A 15,035-nucleotide genomic window follows, 5' to 3' on the forward strand; every position below is an offset into this window, starting at 1 on the left:
AGTGCAACACCCAAGTCGCCGCTGGAACACCGACTTAGTGCTATTGAAGCTTCTCCAGGTCTCCCGGTTTCCACGACTGATCGAAGAAGGGCGCCTTCGGTCCGTAGAGCCGGAGGATGGCGAAGAACCCTTCGCCGGGGTTGGTCTTCAGCCAATTCTTCTCGTGACCCTTCGGCGCATCCGGTCCGAAATACATGTCGTAGGAGCCGTCGGCATTGGCCACAGGCTTGTCCATCGTGTTGAGCGACGGGAAGGGTTGGCCGTTGGCGAGGCCCGAGGCTGTGTCCGGCCGGTAGACCGTGACCGACCAGAAGATTCCGGCTGGAATATCCTTGGGCAGATGCAGTTTGTAGGACTTGCCGCCGGACAGCGGATCGCCATCGGCATCCGTGAAGGCGACTGGATACTTCGCTCCTATGCCGGCCATGTTGACTGCCATCGCCGGGCTCGCCGAATAGGCGAGCGCAAAGAAGCCGGTCCTAAGGTCGATGTATTTGAAGGACGGGCCGGTGAACTCCGTATCGGCCGGGAACGGATTGACCCATTGGCGGTCCTTGTACCAGCGCGTGTTCGGCACGATCGGCGGTGGATCGTAGGCGATCGCGCGACCGATGCGGAACGCGGTCTTGCCCGCCTTGTCGAGGATGTCGCGGGCATGCTGGTCGGGATTGAATGGCTGCCCCTGGATGATGCCGATGCTTGCGAGCATGCCCCGCATGTCCGCGTCAGCCGGGTCGACATATTCGCTGTCGATGAAACGCGACAGCATGTCGAATGCGCTTCCGTCGGTCGGATAGAGCATGTCGGGAGATGCCTTGGAACCGTCGGGGAACTCCATCGGTTTGGCGGTGTCCTTCTTGCCGAGAGGGTATATCTTTGTCTTCATGACGAGATCGACCGGCTCAGAGAGATTGGCGGGATCCTTGAAGAAGGCACGCCAGAAGACGAAGACATTGTAGGTGCGTGATTTGTAGACGATGAAGTCCTTGGGGATCTCGCCCTGATAGTCCGGCGGAATGACGAGATAGTTGGCGCCTTTGCCCTTGTCGGGACCTGGAAGGCCGACGTCGCCGCACCAGATGTCCTTCGCGTAGGGCTCCGGATACCAGGTCTTTTCCGCCACGGGGGTGGGGTTGCAGATGGGGCGCTGGAAGAAGTCGTCGAGAATGCCCTGGAGACCCGGGGGGACCTCGAGCACCATCGGTCCATCTTGCTTCAGGTCGAGATAGCCCATGGCGTAGATCACGTCGGAGTTCGGCGTGGTCACCTGCGTATTGGCGTTGAGGCGTTCCTTCCACACCGGAAGGACGTTGTAGCCTTTGCCGAACAGCTTTTCGGAGCCTTCCTTCATCGCAAAAATGTTGAGCGCAGGCTGGGCCCAGAGGTAGCTCTGGACGGCTCGCTGGAACAGCAGCTCGTCCTTGAGCTTGGCATTGTCCTCTTTCGACAGGTAGCCTTCGGTGAGTGGAACGGTCGACAATTCGTCATATCGTGACGATTGCGCATGGGCGTTCGAGCCGATTGCCATTAGGACGGCAAGGACCGCCGATTTCACCAATCGCGATGTCATTCCAGTCATCCCTGTCTCTCCCTTCTCGGTATCCAAAGTGAGGCGTCGCGCCGAGCGCAGTGTTTAAACGTGTTAGATTGAGGGGCGTGCACGCGGCAGTTGGCAAGTACGTAACAGTTACAGCGAGCCATGGTCGCCGCGAAACGGCGCCGTTGTTGCGCGTCGATTTACAGTTACGTACTGGCTCGCACCTTCGCTACATGATCTCATGGACATCGCTGGAAATCGGAGGCGGAGCATGAAGGAACTGAAGGCGGTGGCGGCAGCTCGTTGAGACTGCGCCTCAAACATTAGGAAGATACGACCTGCGAAGACCATTGTGCGGCGACATTTGTCGACCGCGGAGACAACCCGTATTTCCACGAGATCGGTTTCCGCTGGTCACAGCGCATTGTCACCGGCCAGGCTGTTCGTAAAACCCGAAATGGCAGGGAACGCATGAAAACCATGTGGTCGCGAGTGCCGCCGGCGCTGCAATTGCTGCAAATCTTTCGCGTCGCGACCGGCCGTCAACTGCGAAGAAGTCCGGATGGTGGGATCATCGTCAAAACAGCAGTCGCTGTCTTTGGTTGATCAGGGCCATGTACCGACTCGAAGACCTTTCGGTCGTGCTGCTTTTGTGAATATCTCGATTGGCTCGCCTGTTGCCTTCGCACCGCTCGACGCTAGTTACCTGTGTCAAAGGAGGGCAAAAATGGACACAAGCGTAATGTCGAAGGCCAAAACAGGTGTAGAGGGGCTGGACGACATCCTTTCGGGCGGTCTGTCACGTCGCCACGTATTCCTTCTCGAGGGTGCGCCGGGCACGGGGAAGACCACGATCGCCATGCAGTTCGTTCAGCAGGGCGCTACTCTCGGTGAGAAATGTCTCTATATCACGTTGTCCGAGACCGAGGATGAGCTACGTGACAGTGCGATGTCGCACGGGATGGAAATCCATAGAAATATCGAAATATTCGAGCTCGTTCCGCCTGAGAGCTTGCTGAACGCCGAACAACAGCAGAGCTTGCTCTACTCGTCGGATCTGGAACTCGGCGAGACCACCAAAATGATATTTGAGGTTTTCGAAAGGGTTCAGCCGAACCGCGTCGTGCTCGACAGCCTCTCGGAAATCAGGCTGCTTGCCCAAAGCTCCCTTCGCTATCGCCGGCAAATCCTGGCGTTGAAGCACTTCTTTTCGTCTACGGGCGCCACGGTCTTGCTTCTCGACGACATGACTTCCGACAGTCTCGACAAGACGGTCCACAGCGTAGTGCACGGGGTTATTCATCTTGAACAACTGGCGCCCAGCTATGGTTCGGAAAGACGCCGCCTTAGGATTACCAAGTACCGCGGCCAGGCATTCCGCGGTGGCTATCACGACTTCATCATCAAGACTGGAGGTGTTTCGGTCTTTCCGCGATTGCGAGCGATCGAGCACCGCACGGAGTTCGAGCGCTCTACGTTAAAGAGCGGGATCGCTGAACTAGACGCGTTGCTGGGTGGCGGCATCGAGCGGGGATCGAGCACGCTGCTGATCGGTCCTGCGGGCATGGGTAAAAGTCTCTTTGCGCTTCAATTCGTCGAGGCGGCCGTCAAGCGCGGCGAAAAGGCCGCCCTCTTCATCTTCGATGAAGAACTGGGGCTGCTGTTCCGGCGCATGAAAGACCTTGGCTTTGACTTGGAAGACTACCAGCGGAACGGCTCGATTCACATCGAGCAGTTGGATGCAGCTGAGGTTTCACCTGGCGAGTTCGCCCAGCGTGTGCGCGAGCACGTTACCAGATTTGACGCAAAGACGGTCGTCATCGACAGCATCAACGGCTATCAGGCCTCCATGCCCGAAGAAAGCGCGCTCGTCCTCCACATCCACGAGCTGCTGCAGTATCTGAACCGCCAGGGCGCGAACACCTTCGTGACGGTGGCGCAGCATGGGCTGGTCGGTGACATGAAGTCGCCGGTAGACGTGACCTATCTCGCCGACACCGTCGTTCTGCTGCGCTACTTCGAGGCGGTCGGCAAGGTCAGGAGGGCGATCTCCGTCGTGAAAAAGCGGACCGGCAAACACGAGGACACGATAAGGGAGTTTACGATCGGCCAGGGCGGCCTTTCGCTTGGAGATCCGCTTTCGGATTTCCAGGGCGTGTTACGCGGCGTCCCGACCTTTGTCGGTGAGAAACAACCGCTGCTGAAGTCCAGTGAGGGCGAGGACGATTCCAAATAGAGACGCCATTGCTCTGATCCATGCCCCTTTGGGAAGGGACGCGCAGATCGCGGCTGCGCTTTTGTCGGAAGCCGGCATCCGGCCGAAAATCGGCAAGGACATTGCCGCTTTCGTCTCGGCTCTGGATGAGGATATCGCTTTTGCCGTCGTGACGGAGGAGGCCTTACGGTCGGCCGACCTTCGCCTGCTCTCGGCGTGGATCAAATCGCAACCGAGCTGGTCCGACCTTCCCTTCATCATCTTGACCCATCGAGGAGGTGGCCCTGAGCGTAACCCTTCCGCTAGCCGTCTGTTGGAGGTGCTGGGGAACGTCAGCTTTGTTGAACGACCATTTCATGCCACGACGTTCATCAGCGTTGCGAGGTCGGCGCTGCGGGGCCGCCGACGCCAGTACGAAGCTCGACTCCGGATCGAGGCGCTGGACGAGGGGGAACGGCGGCTAAAGACGGCGCTTGAGGCAGGTCATCTGGGTGCGTGGGAACTTGACCTCACCACCTATGCTTTGATGACATCGATCACCTGTCGGGGAGTGTTTGGCAGGAGCGCTGGCGGGACATTTACCTATGGCGACCTCCTTGCCGCCACTCATCCTGACGATATCGAGAGAGTGAAATCGGCGATGCAGGCCACCATCGAGAGCGGGGCCGACTATGCAATCGAATATCGTACCGTCTGGCCCGACAGGTCCATTCATTGGGCGGAAATGCGCGCGCAGCTTTCTCGCGACCGGAGTGGGAACGCGGTCAAGTTGGTTGGCGTCTCTTCTGATATCACCGCCAGGGTATCGTCCGAAGAGCAGCAGAAGCGATTGAACGAAATCCTTGAAGAGCGTGTCGCCGAGCGAACGGCCGAACTGCACAAGGCTCACGGAACCGTCATGGCGGAAGTGGCCCAGCGCGAGCGTGCCGAGGCGCAGCTTCGGCAGGCCCAGAAGATGGAGGCTATCGGTCAACTGACAGGTGGAGTCGCTCATGATTTCAACAATCTTTTGATGGCGGTGCTAGGAAACCTGGAACTCCTGCGCAAACACACTGGTGGTGACGCGAAAGCCGAGCGTCTGATCGATGGTGCGCTTCAGGGCGCAAAGCGCGGTGCGTCGCTGACGCAGCGGCTTTTGGCATTCGCGCGCCGGCAGGACCTCAGTGTCGATCCTGTAGATCTGGGCGAGTTGGTGAGGGAGATGACCGATCTCCTTAATCGATCAGTCGGCACGGGCATCGTGATCGAAATTCGCATTCCCGAGCGAATGGATCCGGTACTCGCTGACTCCAACCAACTGGAGCTAGCCCTTCTCAACCTCGTGGTGAATGCCCGGGATGCTATGCCCAACGGCGGGACGATCCGCATAGCGCTTCAGGTTGAGAACTTGGCGAATCAGGAGGGCGAACTCGCGGCGGGTCGGTACGGCGTGCTCTCCGTTGCCGACGAGGGCCACGGCATGGATGACGACACGCTGCAAAAGGCGATAGAGCCGTTCTTCTCGACCAAGGAACTTGGCAAGGGAACGGGCTTGGGCTTGTCGATGATTCATGGCCTCGCGCTTCAGCTTCAAGGAGCACTGCGGCTCACCAGCACGCCAGGGAAAGGCACCAGAGCCGAACTCTGGATTCCGGTTTCGGACGACAGCCCTGTCGTGTCCAAGGACACGGAGGTCGCGGAACCGGACCAAAAGGTAGGACCGCTACGCGTTCTTCTCGTGGACGATGATTTCTTGATCGCCATGAGTTCGGTCGACATGCTCGTCGATCTGGGCCACGAGGTGGTCGAGGCGCATTCTGGAAAGGAGGCACTCGCCCATCTTAAGGACGATGGGCGCTTCGACCTGCTCATCACGGATTATTCTATGCCGGAAATGACGGGGGGAGACCTCGCAAATGCCGCGCGCGACCTATTTCCCGATCTTCCAATTCTCATTGCATCGGGATATGCCGAGCTGCCACCCGGCATCGATTTCGACGTGGCGAGACTCGCAAAGCCCTACAGTCAGCAACAACTCGCCGTGGAAATCGAGAGTGTCCTCAGGGGTCTAATTTAGACCAACGCGGTAGGTGATGAATGGCTTTGGCACAGTGCCGATCGTGACGTCCTCTTGTTAGACGCCCCCCAACTTGGGTGGCGCGCCATTGCTTCTACTTGATCAAGCTCAAGCGACTGCAGGCGATTTGACAAGTGACGGGTGCCGGCCGTGACGAACATTCTCACCGCCATCGCTATTTCAAATAATTCCGCCTCGTCGCTGACGCCGCCACGAAACTCATCCATCAGAAAGCTGCCAAGGGATCGGCAAGCGAAGCAGCCATACAACTGGAAAACCAGAATTCCGCTCGATATGTCAAAGTTCCTTTCCATTGAGCCTTCAGAGGCGCACAATGTGATCATCGCTGGACTTTAAGAAGGGCTCCGGCGGCTGGAAGATCAAAATGCGCTTTCGCCCCACTGGAGGAGATTGCGCCATGTTCGTTCCGCGGCAATCCGGATACATACTTCCTGAAGATTTCACTGTAATTTCCACGGTCTATGAGAAGGTCTTGAGTGCGCGCGCGATAAGCCGCCAAAGCGACGAGGGAGAGTGGCTGGCCCGATACACCCTCGAATTGTTCATGACCGGCACGCGTGATGCGCGGGAACTCGAAACGCATTTGAAGGAGTTCAGCCTCACGATGAGGGGCAGCGGCAACTCCAGCGTAGTAGATTTGTTGCCTGATTTGTCGGCATGGGCGCGGAGCCTGACTACCTCGCCGAGTGAGGCGACTGCTCTGACTGAACAAACGCTCGAATACGCCATCGACCATGTAGAAGAATTTATTGCGACCTCGGATGTCAGAAGGTGGTTGGTTGGCCTGATGGTGGAGCTCCGCCTGGGGCGTCGACCGCGGTAGAGATCAATTGAGCTGGTAAACGTCGTCCTTATCGTTTCGCTCGCCGACCCTCTTAGATGACGGATGTGCAGCGTGCGGTCATGGGTCCATGCTCGGTAGGGGTTCGGAGAAAATGGCGCCCCTTCGTTTCAGCAACTGGCGGGCGCTTCGCCGGCATCGCGTCGAGAAGCTCGCGAAGCTGCACGGTTTCCCTTTTGTTCCATCCGGCACCGTAGCCGCCAGCCTACACGAGTTCCGCGCCCTTCTTTGCCGCCAGCAGGAGTCGGCCAATGGCGCCAGTTACTGTCGCGCCCCATAGCCGACGATCACCAGGTGTCGCGAGGCACGCATTTGATCTTCTGACGCTCCGGCCGGCGCCCCGATCGATAGGGCGCGTCCCCCTGCTTGGCTTGATCCCTTCGAGCCCGTGTTCGCACGCGACGCGGAAGAACGCGACGCCGTAGGCGTGCACTTCCTCCGAGAAGCGGATCGCGCCAGTCCTCCCAGATACGATCGGTTTCGAGCAGTTGCTGTCGTTCGGCAAGTGGCATCATCCCGAGATAGATACGGAAGAACGAAGGCAAAGAAGATGATTTCGGCGGCATCGTGCCGGCTCGGATGCCTGCCAACCGCGCGTTGAAGCAGGCCGAAGTGGGAGCGGCCCTGGCCGTCGAGAACAACCGCCTCGCCATCAAGGATCATCGTCGCCGAGCTCGCGCGCCTCGGCGACGATCCTGCCGACTTTTTCGTCCAGTGGTAACCGCCACGGGTGATTGCCATCACGTTGGCCGCTTCAACATGGCGAGCCGATAGCCGTCCCACCTCCAAGGCGTCCTAGCGGCGGCCAGTCGACCAGGGTTGCACCGCGGCGTTGCAGGGTCAAAAGGAGGAGGCAAGTGCCTGGGCCTCGTTTAGCCGATCCGAGCCAGACTATGGTCTGGGCAGCCGGCAAGACCTAAGTTTAAGTACATGCGACTGAAGTCTGACCCTGGAACGGTAATTCCCCAAGAACGTTTGCAAAGTGTTCCCTCTTTGAGAGCAGGGAATTCAAAACAGATGGAGACGTACATGAAGAAGGTTGTCAGTTCTGCCCTTGCAGGTTTGTTTCTGCTTGGGGCTTCCGGCTTTGGTTTTGCTCAAACCGTCCTAGTCACGCCAGAGCAGGAAACGGTCGTTCGCGAATATGTGAAGAAGAAACCCCTCGCTTCCATCAATCTTCCGGGCGTTGAGCTTAATGTGGGCTCCGCACTCCCCGAGACGGTGGAATTGCACACCCTTGATGCGCCGGACATCAAATATCGCTATGTGGTCATCGATAATCGCACCGTGCTGGTAGATCCAGGCACTCGCAAGATCGTTCGCGTGATCGAATGACTGAAAGCACGTCCCTTCCTTTCGGGGAAGGGACGGCACTTTGCAGCTACCGAAGTAAGAACGGCGATAAGAGATGAGATCGAGGAGATGGTCTGCATGGACTTTAGTCCCATAATCGGTCCGCAAAGGTCTTAATCCGTAGTCGTCCTATATCATCGCGTTACTTTAGCTTCAGCCTGTGGGCAATCCATCCAGTGCTCCATAGGCCGACAACGGCGCCGGGGCAGCCTACCCGCCCTTCGGTTCGTTCTGGTGTCGTTGCCGACAGGAGGATCGACAATGTACGAACCATACTGCTACGGCGAGCCACCGCGAAAATTTTCTACAGGATTTCCCATCGGTATCCTGCTCTTGGCGATGGTTGTCATCGGAGCCTATCTGTTCGTGGGCAGCACGCTCTCGAACGATCCTCAACAAACCAGTGCCATTGTTCTTCCGACACCCGCCCCAACGTCAAAATAGCCTTGAGCTGCAGCGAGGGAGCAACCATGAGATTGATGCATTTAGGTCGAGCCCGTCTGGGGATGGCTTTACCCCGGTATCGCCCTCAGCTGCGTCAAGCCAGAGAACCTTGCCTCCTAGATCTTTTCGAGGCGTACGCGCTCGCCGCGACGACGCTCGACGACCTGATGCAGGAGTACCCGGCGCGCGTAGAGCTGATCAGCGAATACAGACAGGTGTGCTCGGACCTGCAGGCAGAGGTCGTCGTCCTCCTCACGCTCACAGATGAGCGACTATTTTCATAAGATTGAGGGCGCCCGCCTCTTGCAAGTATATTTTCGATTGGAAATGTGGATTCAATTGTCTTTAGCGAACGAGAAGCGCCGATGAAGTTCCGCCTCTTCGCAGGTGCAAGTTTTTTCTTGCTTGGGGAACGCAAGACTATCTTTGACGAAGCGTCCCAGCAGATTTTCCAACTCAATGAGTTGAGCGCCTTTCTTACCTGCCTCCTCGCCGAGCCCGCCCGGGCGCATCAGTTGGAAGACGCCCTGGTGGCACGGGGCCTAAGCCGAGCGCGTGCGCACGCGTCGGTGCAAGACTACCTGGCGTATTTGTCACGATGGAATCTGCTGGAGATCATGTTTGATGAGCACGAGGGCAATCCACTAGACACCCAGACATTTGATTTCGAAGGTACTGCCGTATCGCTCGCCTTCTATGATCAAGAGCTTCGCGACCTCGTTGTCCCGATTTTCGCCCACAATAGGGCAGATCCTGCTACCTCACACACGGCTGCGTACGACGTCGCGCGTTTTGGCAAGCGCGTATGCATCAGCCGACATCGTTCGTCGGGCATGATTGTTGCTGGCTTGGAGGTTGCCCCAGCGATCAAGGCGCTCGTGACAGACGAAATTCTTGCTAACCTTGGCCTGAATGTCGCACTTCACGCGGCATTGCTCGTCAAGAACGGCAAAGGCCTCTTGATCTGTGGCGCGGCGGGGGCCGGCAAGACGACACTCGCCATGGCATTGCTCGCGGCAGGTTTCACCTACGGCGGAGATGATATCGCGCTTATGGACGAAGATGGCCTGCTCGTGGGAGTGCCCTTCTCGCCCGCGTTGAAGCAGGGGTCTTGGGGGCTGCTCGGCCACATGTCGGATGCAATTCTGGCAGCGCCAATCCATAGGCGGCTCGACAATAAGCGTGTGCGCTATCCGACAGGGCTGCCCTATGCTGCAGACGAGCGGGTTCAGCCTGCAGCTGTCGTGCTGATCCGCCGTCGTCGCTCCGGGCGGCCAGTCGAGGTTTGCGACGTTGAGCCCATACGTGCCCTTGCGGAACTACTGGCCGGTGCGCACACGCCAGAGCGTCGCCTCGCCTTGCCGCAGTTTCAGCGGCTCCTCGATATGGTTTCACAGGCGCGCACCGTCGAGCTGACCTACTCTTCCCTCGATAGAGCCGTGGAGACATTGAGGCGCCTTCATGACAGGCAATAGCTGGCGCGATCTGGTTACGCTCGCCTCCTGCCTCAACGGGCAGATACCGAAAGAGGCGAACTGGGACGGGATCGTAGCCCTTGCGAACAGGAGCCTGACGATCACCTCACTTGCAGGCGTGGTGAAGGACGCCAAACCCCACTTGCCGGAGGATCTCTCTAACTATCTGTCGATGATATACCGGCGAAACACTGAGCGAAATTGCAGACTGAAGGCTCAGCTGGGCGAGGCGGCCGCATCTCTGAACGAGATCGGTATAGAGCCCGTCGTGCTGAAGGGAACGGCCATCCTTGCGAGTGCGGCCCCTGAAGCGCTTGGGGCACGGCTCCTGACCGATTTGGACATTCTTGTCCGCCCCCAGGATATGCGAGATGCATCAAAAGCACTGTGCCGTCAGGGATATGAGGTCGCGCTATCTTCCGGTGAAGGTTCCTGGCCAGGGAACGCGGAATATCATCTCCCGGTCGTCCTGATCCGTCCAACGGATGTCGGAAGCATTGATCTTCAGTGTCGACCGAAAGGGCCGGCCTCCTTCGGCGACGCGGAATGGCTTTATGGCGATAGTTGCGTGGTCGTTATTGGCGAAGGCCGTGTGCGCGTTCCAACGGCGTTTGCGCAGATCATTCTTTTAATTCTTCACGATCAGTTTCAAGATGGTGACTATTGGCGCGGGCTACTCGACCTGCGCCATCTGCTGGACATAGCAACGCTTGCCCGCGCGTCATCGGTCGACTGGAACGGACTTAAAGCGCTTTTCGCGAACGGCTATGAGAGGAACGCAGTCGAGACCCAAATCGTAACAGCCGCCGCGCTTTTCGGCCTTGACCGAACGGCTATTGGCGGAGTGGGATCGACGGCCAGGATCCAGTTTGCCCGGCGGCGATTTCAGCTCGGCTGTGGCTACCTGAGGCCTCCGCTCACGCTCCTCACTCTCATGTCGGAAGTTACCCACTATCGTTCCTGGGATCGTTTCGGGGGCGAGCCTTATCCTTCAATGCGCCGGGAGCTTGTGCGAAAGGCTCGCGAATTGCGGCGCAACTTCCGCGCGAAGCCTCCCGGAAAACTGTAGCCGATTGGGGGGACCTGTCGGGTTTGCAACCGAGCATTGACCGTGGGTAGATACGCGGAGTGCACCCCAGTTATATCTAAAGATATATGGATAACTCGTAGCTTTTAATGTAAAAGTAGTTATCTCTAATATAGGTGACATCCGTTGGACGGGTGGGAGGGCAGATGGCCGAAGAAATCAACCAATCACGAAGTGACCACGATCGGCGCGAGTTTCTGAAGGGCTGCGGTCGATTTGCGGTCGTAACCCCACCAGTCGTCACAATGCTTCTGTCAACTAGCCTGACGTCGCAAGCGATTGCCTCTTCCGGTGGTGGCGGTGGCGGCAGCAACGGAAACAATGGGTGGGGTAACGGCCCGAGTTCGACAAATAAAGGAAGCAGCCACGGGCGTGGTGTTTCGCAAGGGGGGCCGGGTGCCGGTCAATCGCAGAGCAGCAGCAAAATGAACGGACGTCCTTAGACCACATTTAGCTCGTCGTGAGTTCATGAGATGAAGCGGCGGTCACGCCGGTTGCCGCCCACGCCGCGGCAGTTGTGGCGCGGGAGTCCCACTTGGCAATCGGACTTTCCAAACGCAGCTTGAAAAGGTGTCTGCAATGAGAACTGGTTGGGCAGCATGCCAATCAGGGGGAATTTTTGTTGGCATATGCATCACCCCCAAGTGAGCGGATCCAAGCGCAGATAGAAGGCAAGGCGTTCACGATCAGGAGCGTCGATCCCCAAACTTGTGAACAGGATATCGAAAGCGCGCTTTGCTTCCGCTGGGGAAGCCCAGTTCTCGTCAGCGTTGGCGATCATCAGCGTCAAATCTGCATAGCGGTCCGCTTTTCCAAGTCGGTCAAGGTCAATCAGACCTGTACATTGCAGAGTTTCGGCGCTTACCATAAAATTCGGCATGCAGGGATCACCATGGCAAACCGTCAATTCGGTGCTTTCTTGCTCGAGACGTACCGTTAGCTCTCGTTCGATCCGAGCTAAGAGATCGGGCTGCGGCGTATGCTTGTCCTCGTCTGGTAAGAAGTCAGGATTAACGGCATTGCGGGAAACCACATCGACAGCGCGTGCCAACATTCCTGACAACCTACGCTCAAACGGGCAGTCCTCTGGCGACAGGCCGTGAACAGCGTTAAGTTGCTCCACCATCGACGGCCATGCCTTGAGCAAGTCGGATCCTGAAAGATCTGCTGCCGGCACTCCGGGGATTGCCGTCATCACCAGGCACGCGCCTTCCTGTTCTTCCCGCCAACTGATTACTTCGGGACAAGCCACACCTCGGCCTTGTAGCCAAATGAGTCGGTCGCGCTCCCCGGCAAGTTCGGTGCGATGAGCTGCAGCAGCAATTTTTGCGTATGCCTGCGCATTGGCACGCTGAAAAACGATATTGCCGGATTCTCCACCTCTGAATGGCAACCAGTTCGAGTGCAATTTTTCAAGAAAGACAAAAGCCAGATCCAACTGAGGCTCCTTTGATTTGACTGTAAATCGCCCCCCTCGACGGGATCACTAGGCACAATTCTCGCGCATGCTGAATCTCGCCACCGAAATACTCTTGCGAAACCTGCCGCTTGAGACCCGACGCTGTACGTCCGGTGCTTTACCATTGGCGTTCACTCTCTAAGAGCCTGGCGGCAGGTTGCTTGACGCAACCATTCGGTCCGGCGTTAAAACCGCCTGCGCTTACGGTACGCTCCAACTCAGCATTGGAAGCGAGATACTGACGTGGCTCATCGCGTGCGAATGACTTTGAAGATAGCGCAATGCTCCTCCGCGCCGTACCCTGCCTCCGCAGCGCTGCGAAAGAGATCAGCAGCAAATTCGGGAAACGCGGAACTGATGTTCAAATCATCCGCAATCTCCACGAGCCGGGAAATGTCCACACCAACTGACCTGATGGTGCTTTGAGGATCAGCGAATCTGCTCCCTGAAATAGCTCTCCCCATGTGGCGCACATCGTCTGCAAACATTGGTGACAGGGCAGCGATAGCTTCGCCAAACTCAGCGACGTCCATTCCTTCTGCCCCGTACATTGCCGCACCATGGCTGAAGCCAATCCAGTGTGCGGCGAAGTAGGAAAGGGCCGCATTGAAGAGAATCTTTGCACGCCCAATGTCTGTTCCGACGTGAGAGAGATTTGGAGCGAGCAGTTTCAAGATTTGCGCGATCGGGGTTAAGACACTTTCTCGCCCGGCGATAACAATGGAGGCGTCAGGTCCACCGATCTGATCGGGCCAGGCCGAAATTGCGCCGTCAAGATAGCTTCCTCCACGGGCCTCGACCCACTGCCCGAGATTGCGCGCTTGTTTCGGCGTGCCCGACGTGAGTTGGACGAGGGTCTTTCCTTCAATCAAATCAGTAGCGTGTGCTTCATCAAGGACGATCGACGTTGCAGCATAGTCTGAGAGGCAGACGATGAGCGTGTTGCTGTCAGCAATAGCAGCGGCTGGCGTTTCCGCCTTCAAGGCGCCGATGCGCTCAAGAGCGTCCGTTTTGCCTTGGCTTCGGTTCCAGACGGTGACGCTTTTGCCGGAAGTCACAAGGGCCTTGGCAAGCGCACTGCCCATATGTCCCAGCCCGATCACGGCTATGTCACTCATCACGTCATCCTTGACTAAGATGCTACATTTTGTAACCTACAGATTGTAGGATCCTGCGCAAGAGGGAAATGTGAAGCTCAAGAGAGATATGCGTCGCGAACAGATGCTCGATGTCGCGATGGAAATCGTCCGCAATCAGGGTGCGGATGAACTGACGCTCGGGACCTTGGCCGGAAAAGCAGGGGTCAGTCGCCCAATTGCTTACGAACACTTTTCTACCCGGGCCGGCCTCTTGGTGGCGCTGTTCAAGCGGTTGGAGGACAACTATGTCCACTGGCTCCGCTCTGCTCTCCGTGAAGCGCCAACTGACCTCACCGCCGTAGCTGACGTCATCAGCGACGCGTATTTCAAGTGCCTTGCCCAGTTTGGTCCAGAAGCTCTCGCAATCTCCGCCGCACTAAAAGGGACAGAGGAGATGGCCGCACAGCAACGGCTCATGCTCAACGTATACGTCGAGCTGATGTGTGACGCGCTTCGGCCGTTCTCCGGCCTAGAAGATGAGCGCTTGCGCCCTTTGTGCGTCGGTCTTCTAGGCGCAGCGGAGGCCCTTGCCTCCGAGGCACAAGCCGGGGCGATATCCCAGCAGATCGCCACGTCCGTATTAACGTCACTCATCGTAAGGGGTGTGGCTGATAGGCCCCACAAAGCTGGGTAACGTTCCTGTCGCAAAGCCCGGGAAAGAACGATGAACTTTGACAAGGTGCCCAGAAGGGCACGCAGGGTCTGCCCGATCCCTGACGCGGCCGGGCAGGTGAGACGTAGGCGCTGCATGAAAGCCGCACGACCATTCCGCAGCGAAGAAGGGGTATCACTTGTTGGAACGCTCCTACGGGTCGTTCCACCGCTCGATCCCGTTACCGTCGGGCGTCGACGCGGACAAAGCCGCCGCCCAGTTCCAGAACGGCGTCCTGACCGTGACGCTTCCAAAAACGGAGGATGCGCTGTCGCGTGTTAGGAAGATCGAGGTGAAGGCGACCTGACATCGACTTCACGGTGGTGAGATGCGGCGGGACACGGTACGACACCGTGTTGATGGCTGCAAACGCTGACATCGGGCCGCCGTGGAGATCCTTTGCCGGCTAGAATGAAATCCAGATGAACGGGCCGCTTATCACCCCTGATTTGGAAGCCCTTGAACACAAGAGACAAAACTATATAGAAGGTGCTCCAGGTGTAGAAGGAGATTTAAAATCAAGAAGTTGGTTCAATTCGCTATTGTCATTTTCCTGGCGGTAGTGGTGATGTTTGGTGGGCGCTGGTACATGTATGTCGCGTTTGGCGAAAGCCCTTATGACGAAGTAGGGATCGCGCTGAACGGCTATATGCCGCTCCCCTTGCGGAGCTGGGGCTGCCATAAAATACAGTCGAGGTTCGAAGGAAAACTTCCGCCTTACGGGTGCAGTGGACCTGATGGACGCAGCTGGCTCTG

At 57.6% G+C, this 15,035-nt stretch carries 13 protein-coding genes and 2 pseudogenes; 11 read left to right on the forward strand and 4 right to left on the reverse strand.

From position 1 onward, the window contains the following. Nucleotides 1–40: 40 nt before the first annotated feature. A complete protein-coding gene (locus BLU15_RS20410; RefSeq protein WP_090297545.1) occupies nucleotides 41–1,570 on the reverse strand; it encodes a DUF1254 domain-containing protein in 1,530 nt (509 codons plus the stop codon). A 354-nt stretch (nucleotides 1,571–1,924) separates the two neighbouring features. Here BLU15_RS20410 and BLU15_RS20415 point away from each other — a divergent pair. From BLU15_RS20415 to BLU15_RS20425, 3 genes and pseudogenes are all read left to right on the forward strand, one after another. Next, a pseudogene (locus BLU15_RS20415) lies at nucleotides 1,925–2,143 on the forward strand (IS1595 family transposase); the annotation flags it as partial. Nucleotides 2,144–2,264: 121 nt separating this feature from the next. Continuing rightward, a complete protein-coding gene (locus BLU15_RS20420; protein WP_090297548.1) occupies nucleotides 2,265–3,773 on the forward strand; it encodes an ATPase domain-containing protein in 1,509 nt (502 codons plus the stop codon). Then, on the forward strand, nucleotides 3,748–5,808 hold the full coding sequence (locus BLU15_RS20425; protein ID WP_244546786.1) for an ATP-binding protein: 2,061 nt from the start codon (nucleotides 3,748–3,750) through the stop codon (nucleotides 5,806–5,808). The genes BLU15_RS20420 and BLU15_RS20425 overlap by 26 nt, the downstream gene beginning before the upstream one ends. On the opposite strand, the gene BLU15_RS20430 is transcribed toward BLU15_RS20425, so the two are convergent. Continuing rightward, nucleotides 5,805–6,122 carry a hypothetical protein gene (locus tag BLU15_RS20430; RefSeq protein ID WP_090297551.1) on the reverse strand — a complete coding sequence of 106 codons (318 nt, stop codon included), beginning with the start codon at nucleotides 6,120–6,122 and terminating at the stop codon, nucleotides 5,805–5,807. The genes BLU15_RS20425 and BLU15_RS20430 overlap by 4 nt on opposite strands. 104 nt (nucleotides 6,123–6,226) lie before the next feature. On the opposite strand from BLU15_RS20430, the gene BLU15_RS20435 reads away from it, so the two are divergent. From BLU15_RS20435 to BLU15_RS40030, 6 genes are all read left to right on the forward strand, one after another. Further along, nucleotides 6,227–6,652: a hypothetical protein gene (locus BLU15_RS20435; RefSeq protein WP_090297553.1), complete on the forward strand. Its 426-nt coding sequence runs from the start codon at nucleotides 6,227–6,229 to the stop codon at nucleotides 6,650–6,652. Nucleotides 6,653–7,699: 1,047 nt separating this feature from the next. Next, complete coding sequence (locus BLU15_RS20445) at nucleotides 7,700–8,005, forward strand: DUF1236 domain-containing protein (RefSeq protein WP_090297556.1); 306 nt, start codon at nucleotides 7,700–7,702, stop codon at nucleotides 8,003–8,005. A 279-nt stretch (nucleotides 8,006–8,284) separates the two neighbouring features. Continuing rightward, complete coding sequence (locus tag BLU15_RS39015; protein ID WP_143034237.1) at nucleotides 8,285–8,467, forward strand: hypothetical protein; 183 nt, start codon at nucleotides 8,285–8,287, stop codon at nucleotides 8,465–8,467. A 365-nt stretch (nucleotides 8,468–8,832) separates the two neighbouring features. Further along, nucleotides 8,833–9,942 carry a phosphoenolpyruvate carboxykinase (ATP) gene (locus BLU15_RS20455; RefSeq protein ID WP_090297559.1) on the forward strand — a complete coding sequence of 370 codons (1,110 nt, stop codon included), beginning with the start codon at nucleotides 8,833–8,835 and terminating at the stop codon, nucleotides 9,940–9,942. Next, the gene (locus BLU15_RS20460; RefSeq protein WP_090297561.1) at nucleotides 9,929–11,011 is read left to right on the forward strand and encodes a nucleotidyltransferase family protein; all 1,083 of its coding nucleotides are present in this window, start codon (nucleotides 9,929–9,931) and stop codon (nucleotides 11,009–11,011) included. Before BLU15_RS20455 ends, BLU15_RS20460 begins: the two co-directional genes overlap by 14 nt. Before the next feature lie 164 nt (nucleotides 11,012–11,175). After that, complete coding sequence (locus tag BLU15_RS40030) at nucleotides 11,176–11,472, forward strand: hypothetical protein (protein ID WP_090297565.1); 297 nt, start codon at nucleotides 11,176–11,178, stop codon at nucleotides 11,470–11,472. 191 nt (nucleotides 11,473–11,663) lie between these two features. On the opposite strand, the gene BLU15_RS20470 is transcribed toward BLU15_RS40030, so the two are convergent. Then, nucleotides 11,664–12,467: an APH(3'') family aminoglycoside O-phosphotransferase gene (locus BLU15_RS20470; protein ID WP_090297568.1), complete on the reverse strand. Its 804-nt coding sequence runs from the start codon at nucleotides 12,465–12,467 to the stop codon at nucleotides 11,664–11,666. Nucleotides 12,468–12,736: 269 nt separating this feature from the next. Further along, a complete protein-coding gene (locus BLU15_RS20475) occupies nucleotides 12,737–13,606 on the reverse strand; it encodes an NAD(P)-dependent oxidoreductase (protein ID WP_090297571.1) in 870 nt (289 codons plus the stop codon). Nucleotides 13,607–13,676: 70 nt separating this feature from the next. Here BLU15_RS20475 and BLU15_RS20480 point away from each other — a divergent pair, with 70 nt between their 5' ends. Next, nucleotides 13,677–14,261, forward strand: coding sequence for a TetR/AcrR family transcriptional regulator (locus BLU15_RS20480; RefSeq protein ID WP_244546787.1), 585 nt, complete (start codon nucleotides 13,677–13,679; stop codon nucleotides 14,259–14,261). A 148-nt stretch (nucleotides 14,262–14,409) separates the two neighbouring features. Next, nucleotides 14,410–14,586: pseudogene (locus BLU15_RS20485) on the forward strand (Hsp20/alpha crystallin family protein); the annotation flags it as partial. Nucleotides 14,587–15,035 lie beyond the last annotated feature (449 nt).

Source organism: Ensifer sp. YR511, assembly GCF_900103045.1.
Classification (GTDB): domain Bacteria; phylum Pseudomonadota; class Alphaproteobacteria; order Rhizobiales; family Rhizobiaceae; genus Ensifer; species Ensifer adhaerens.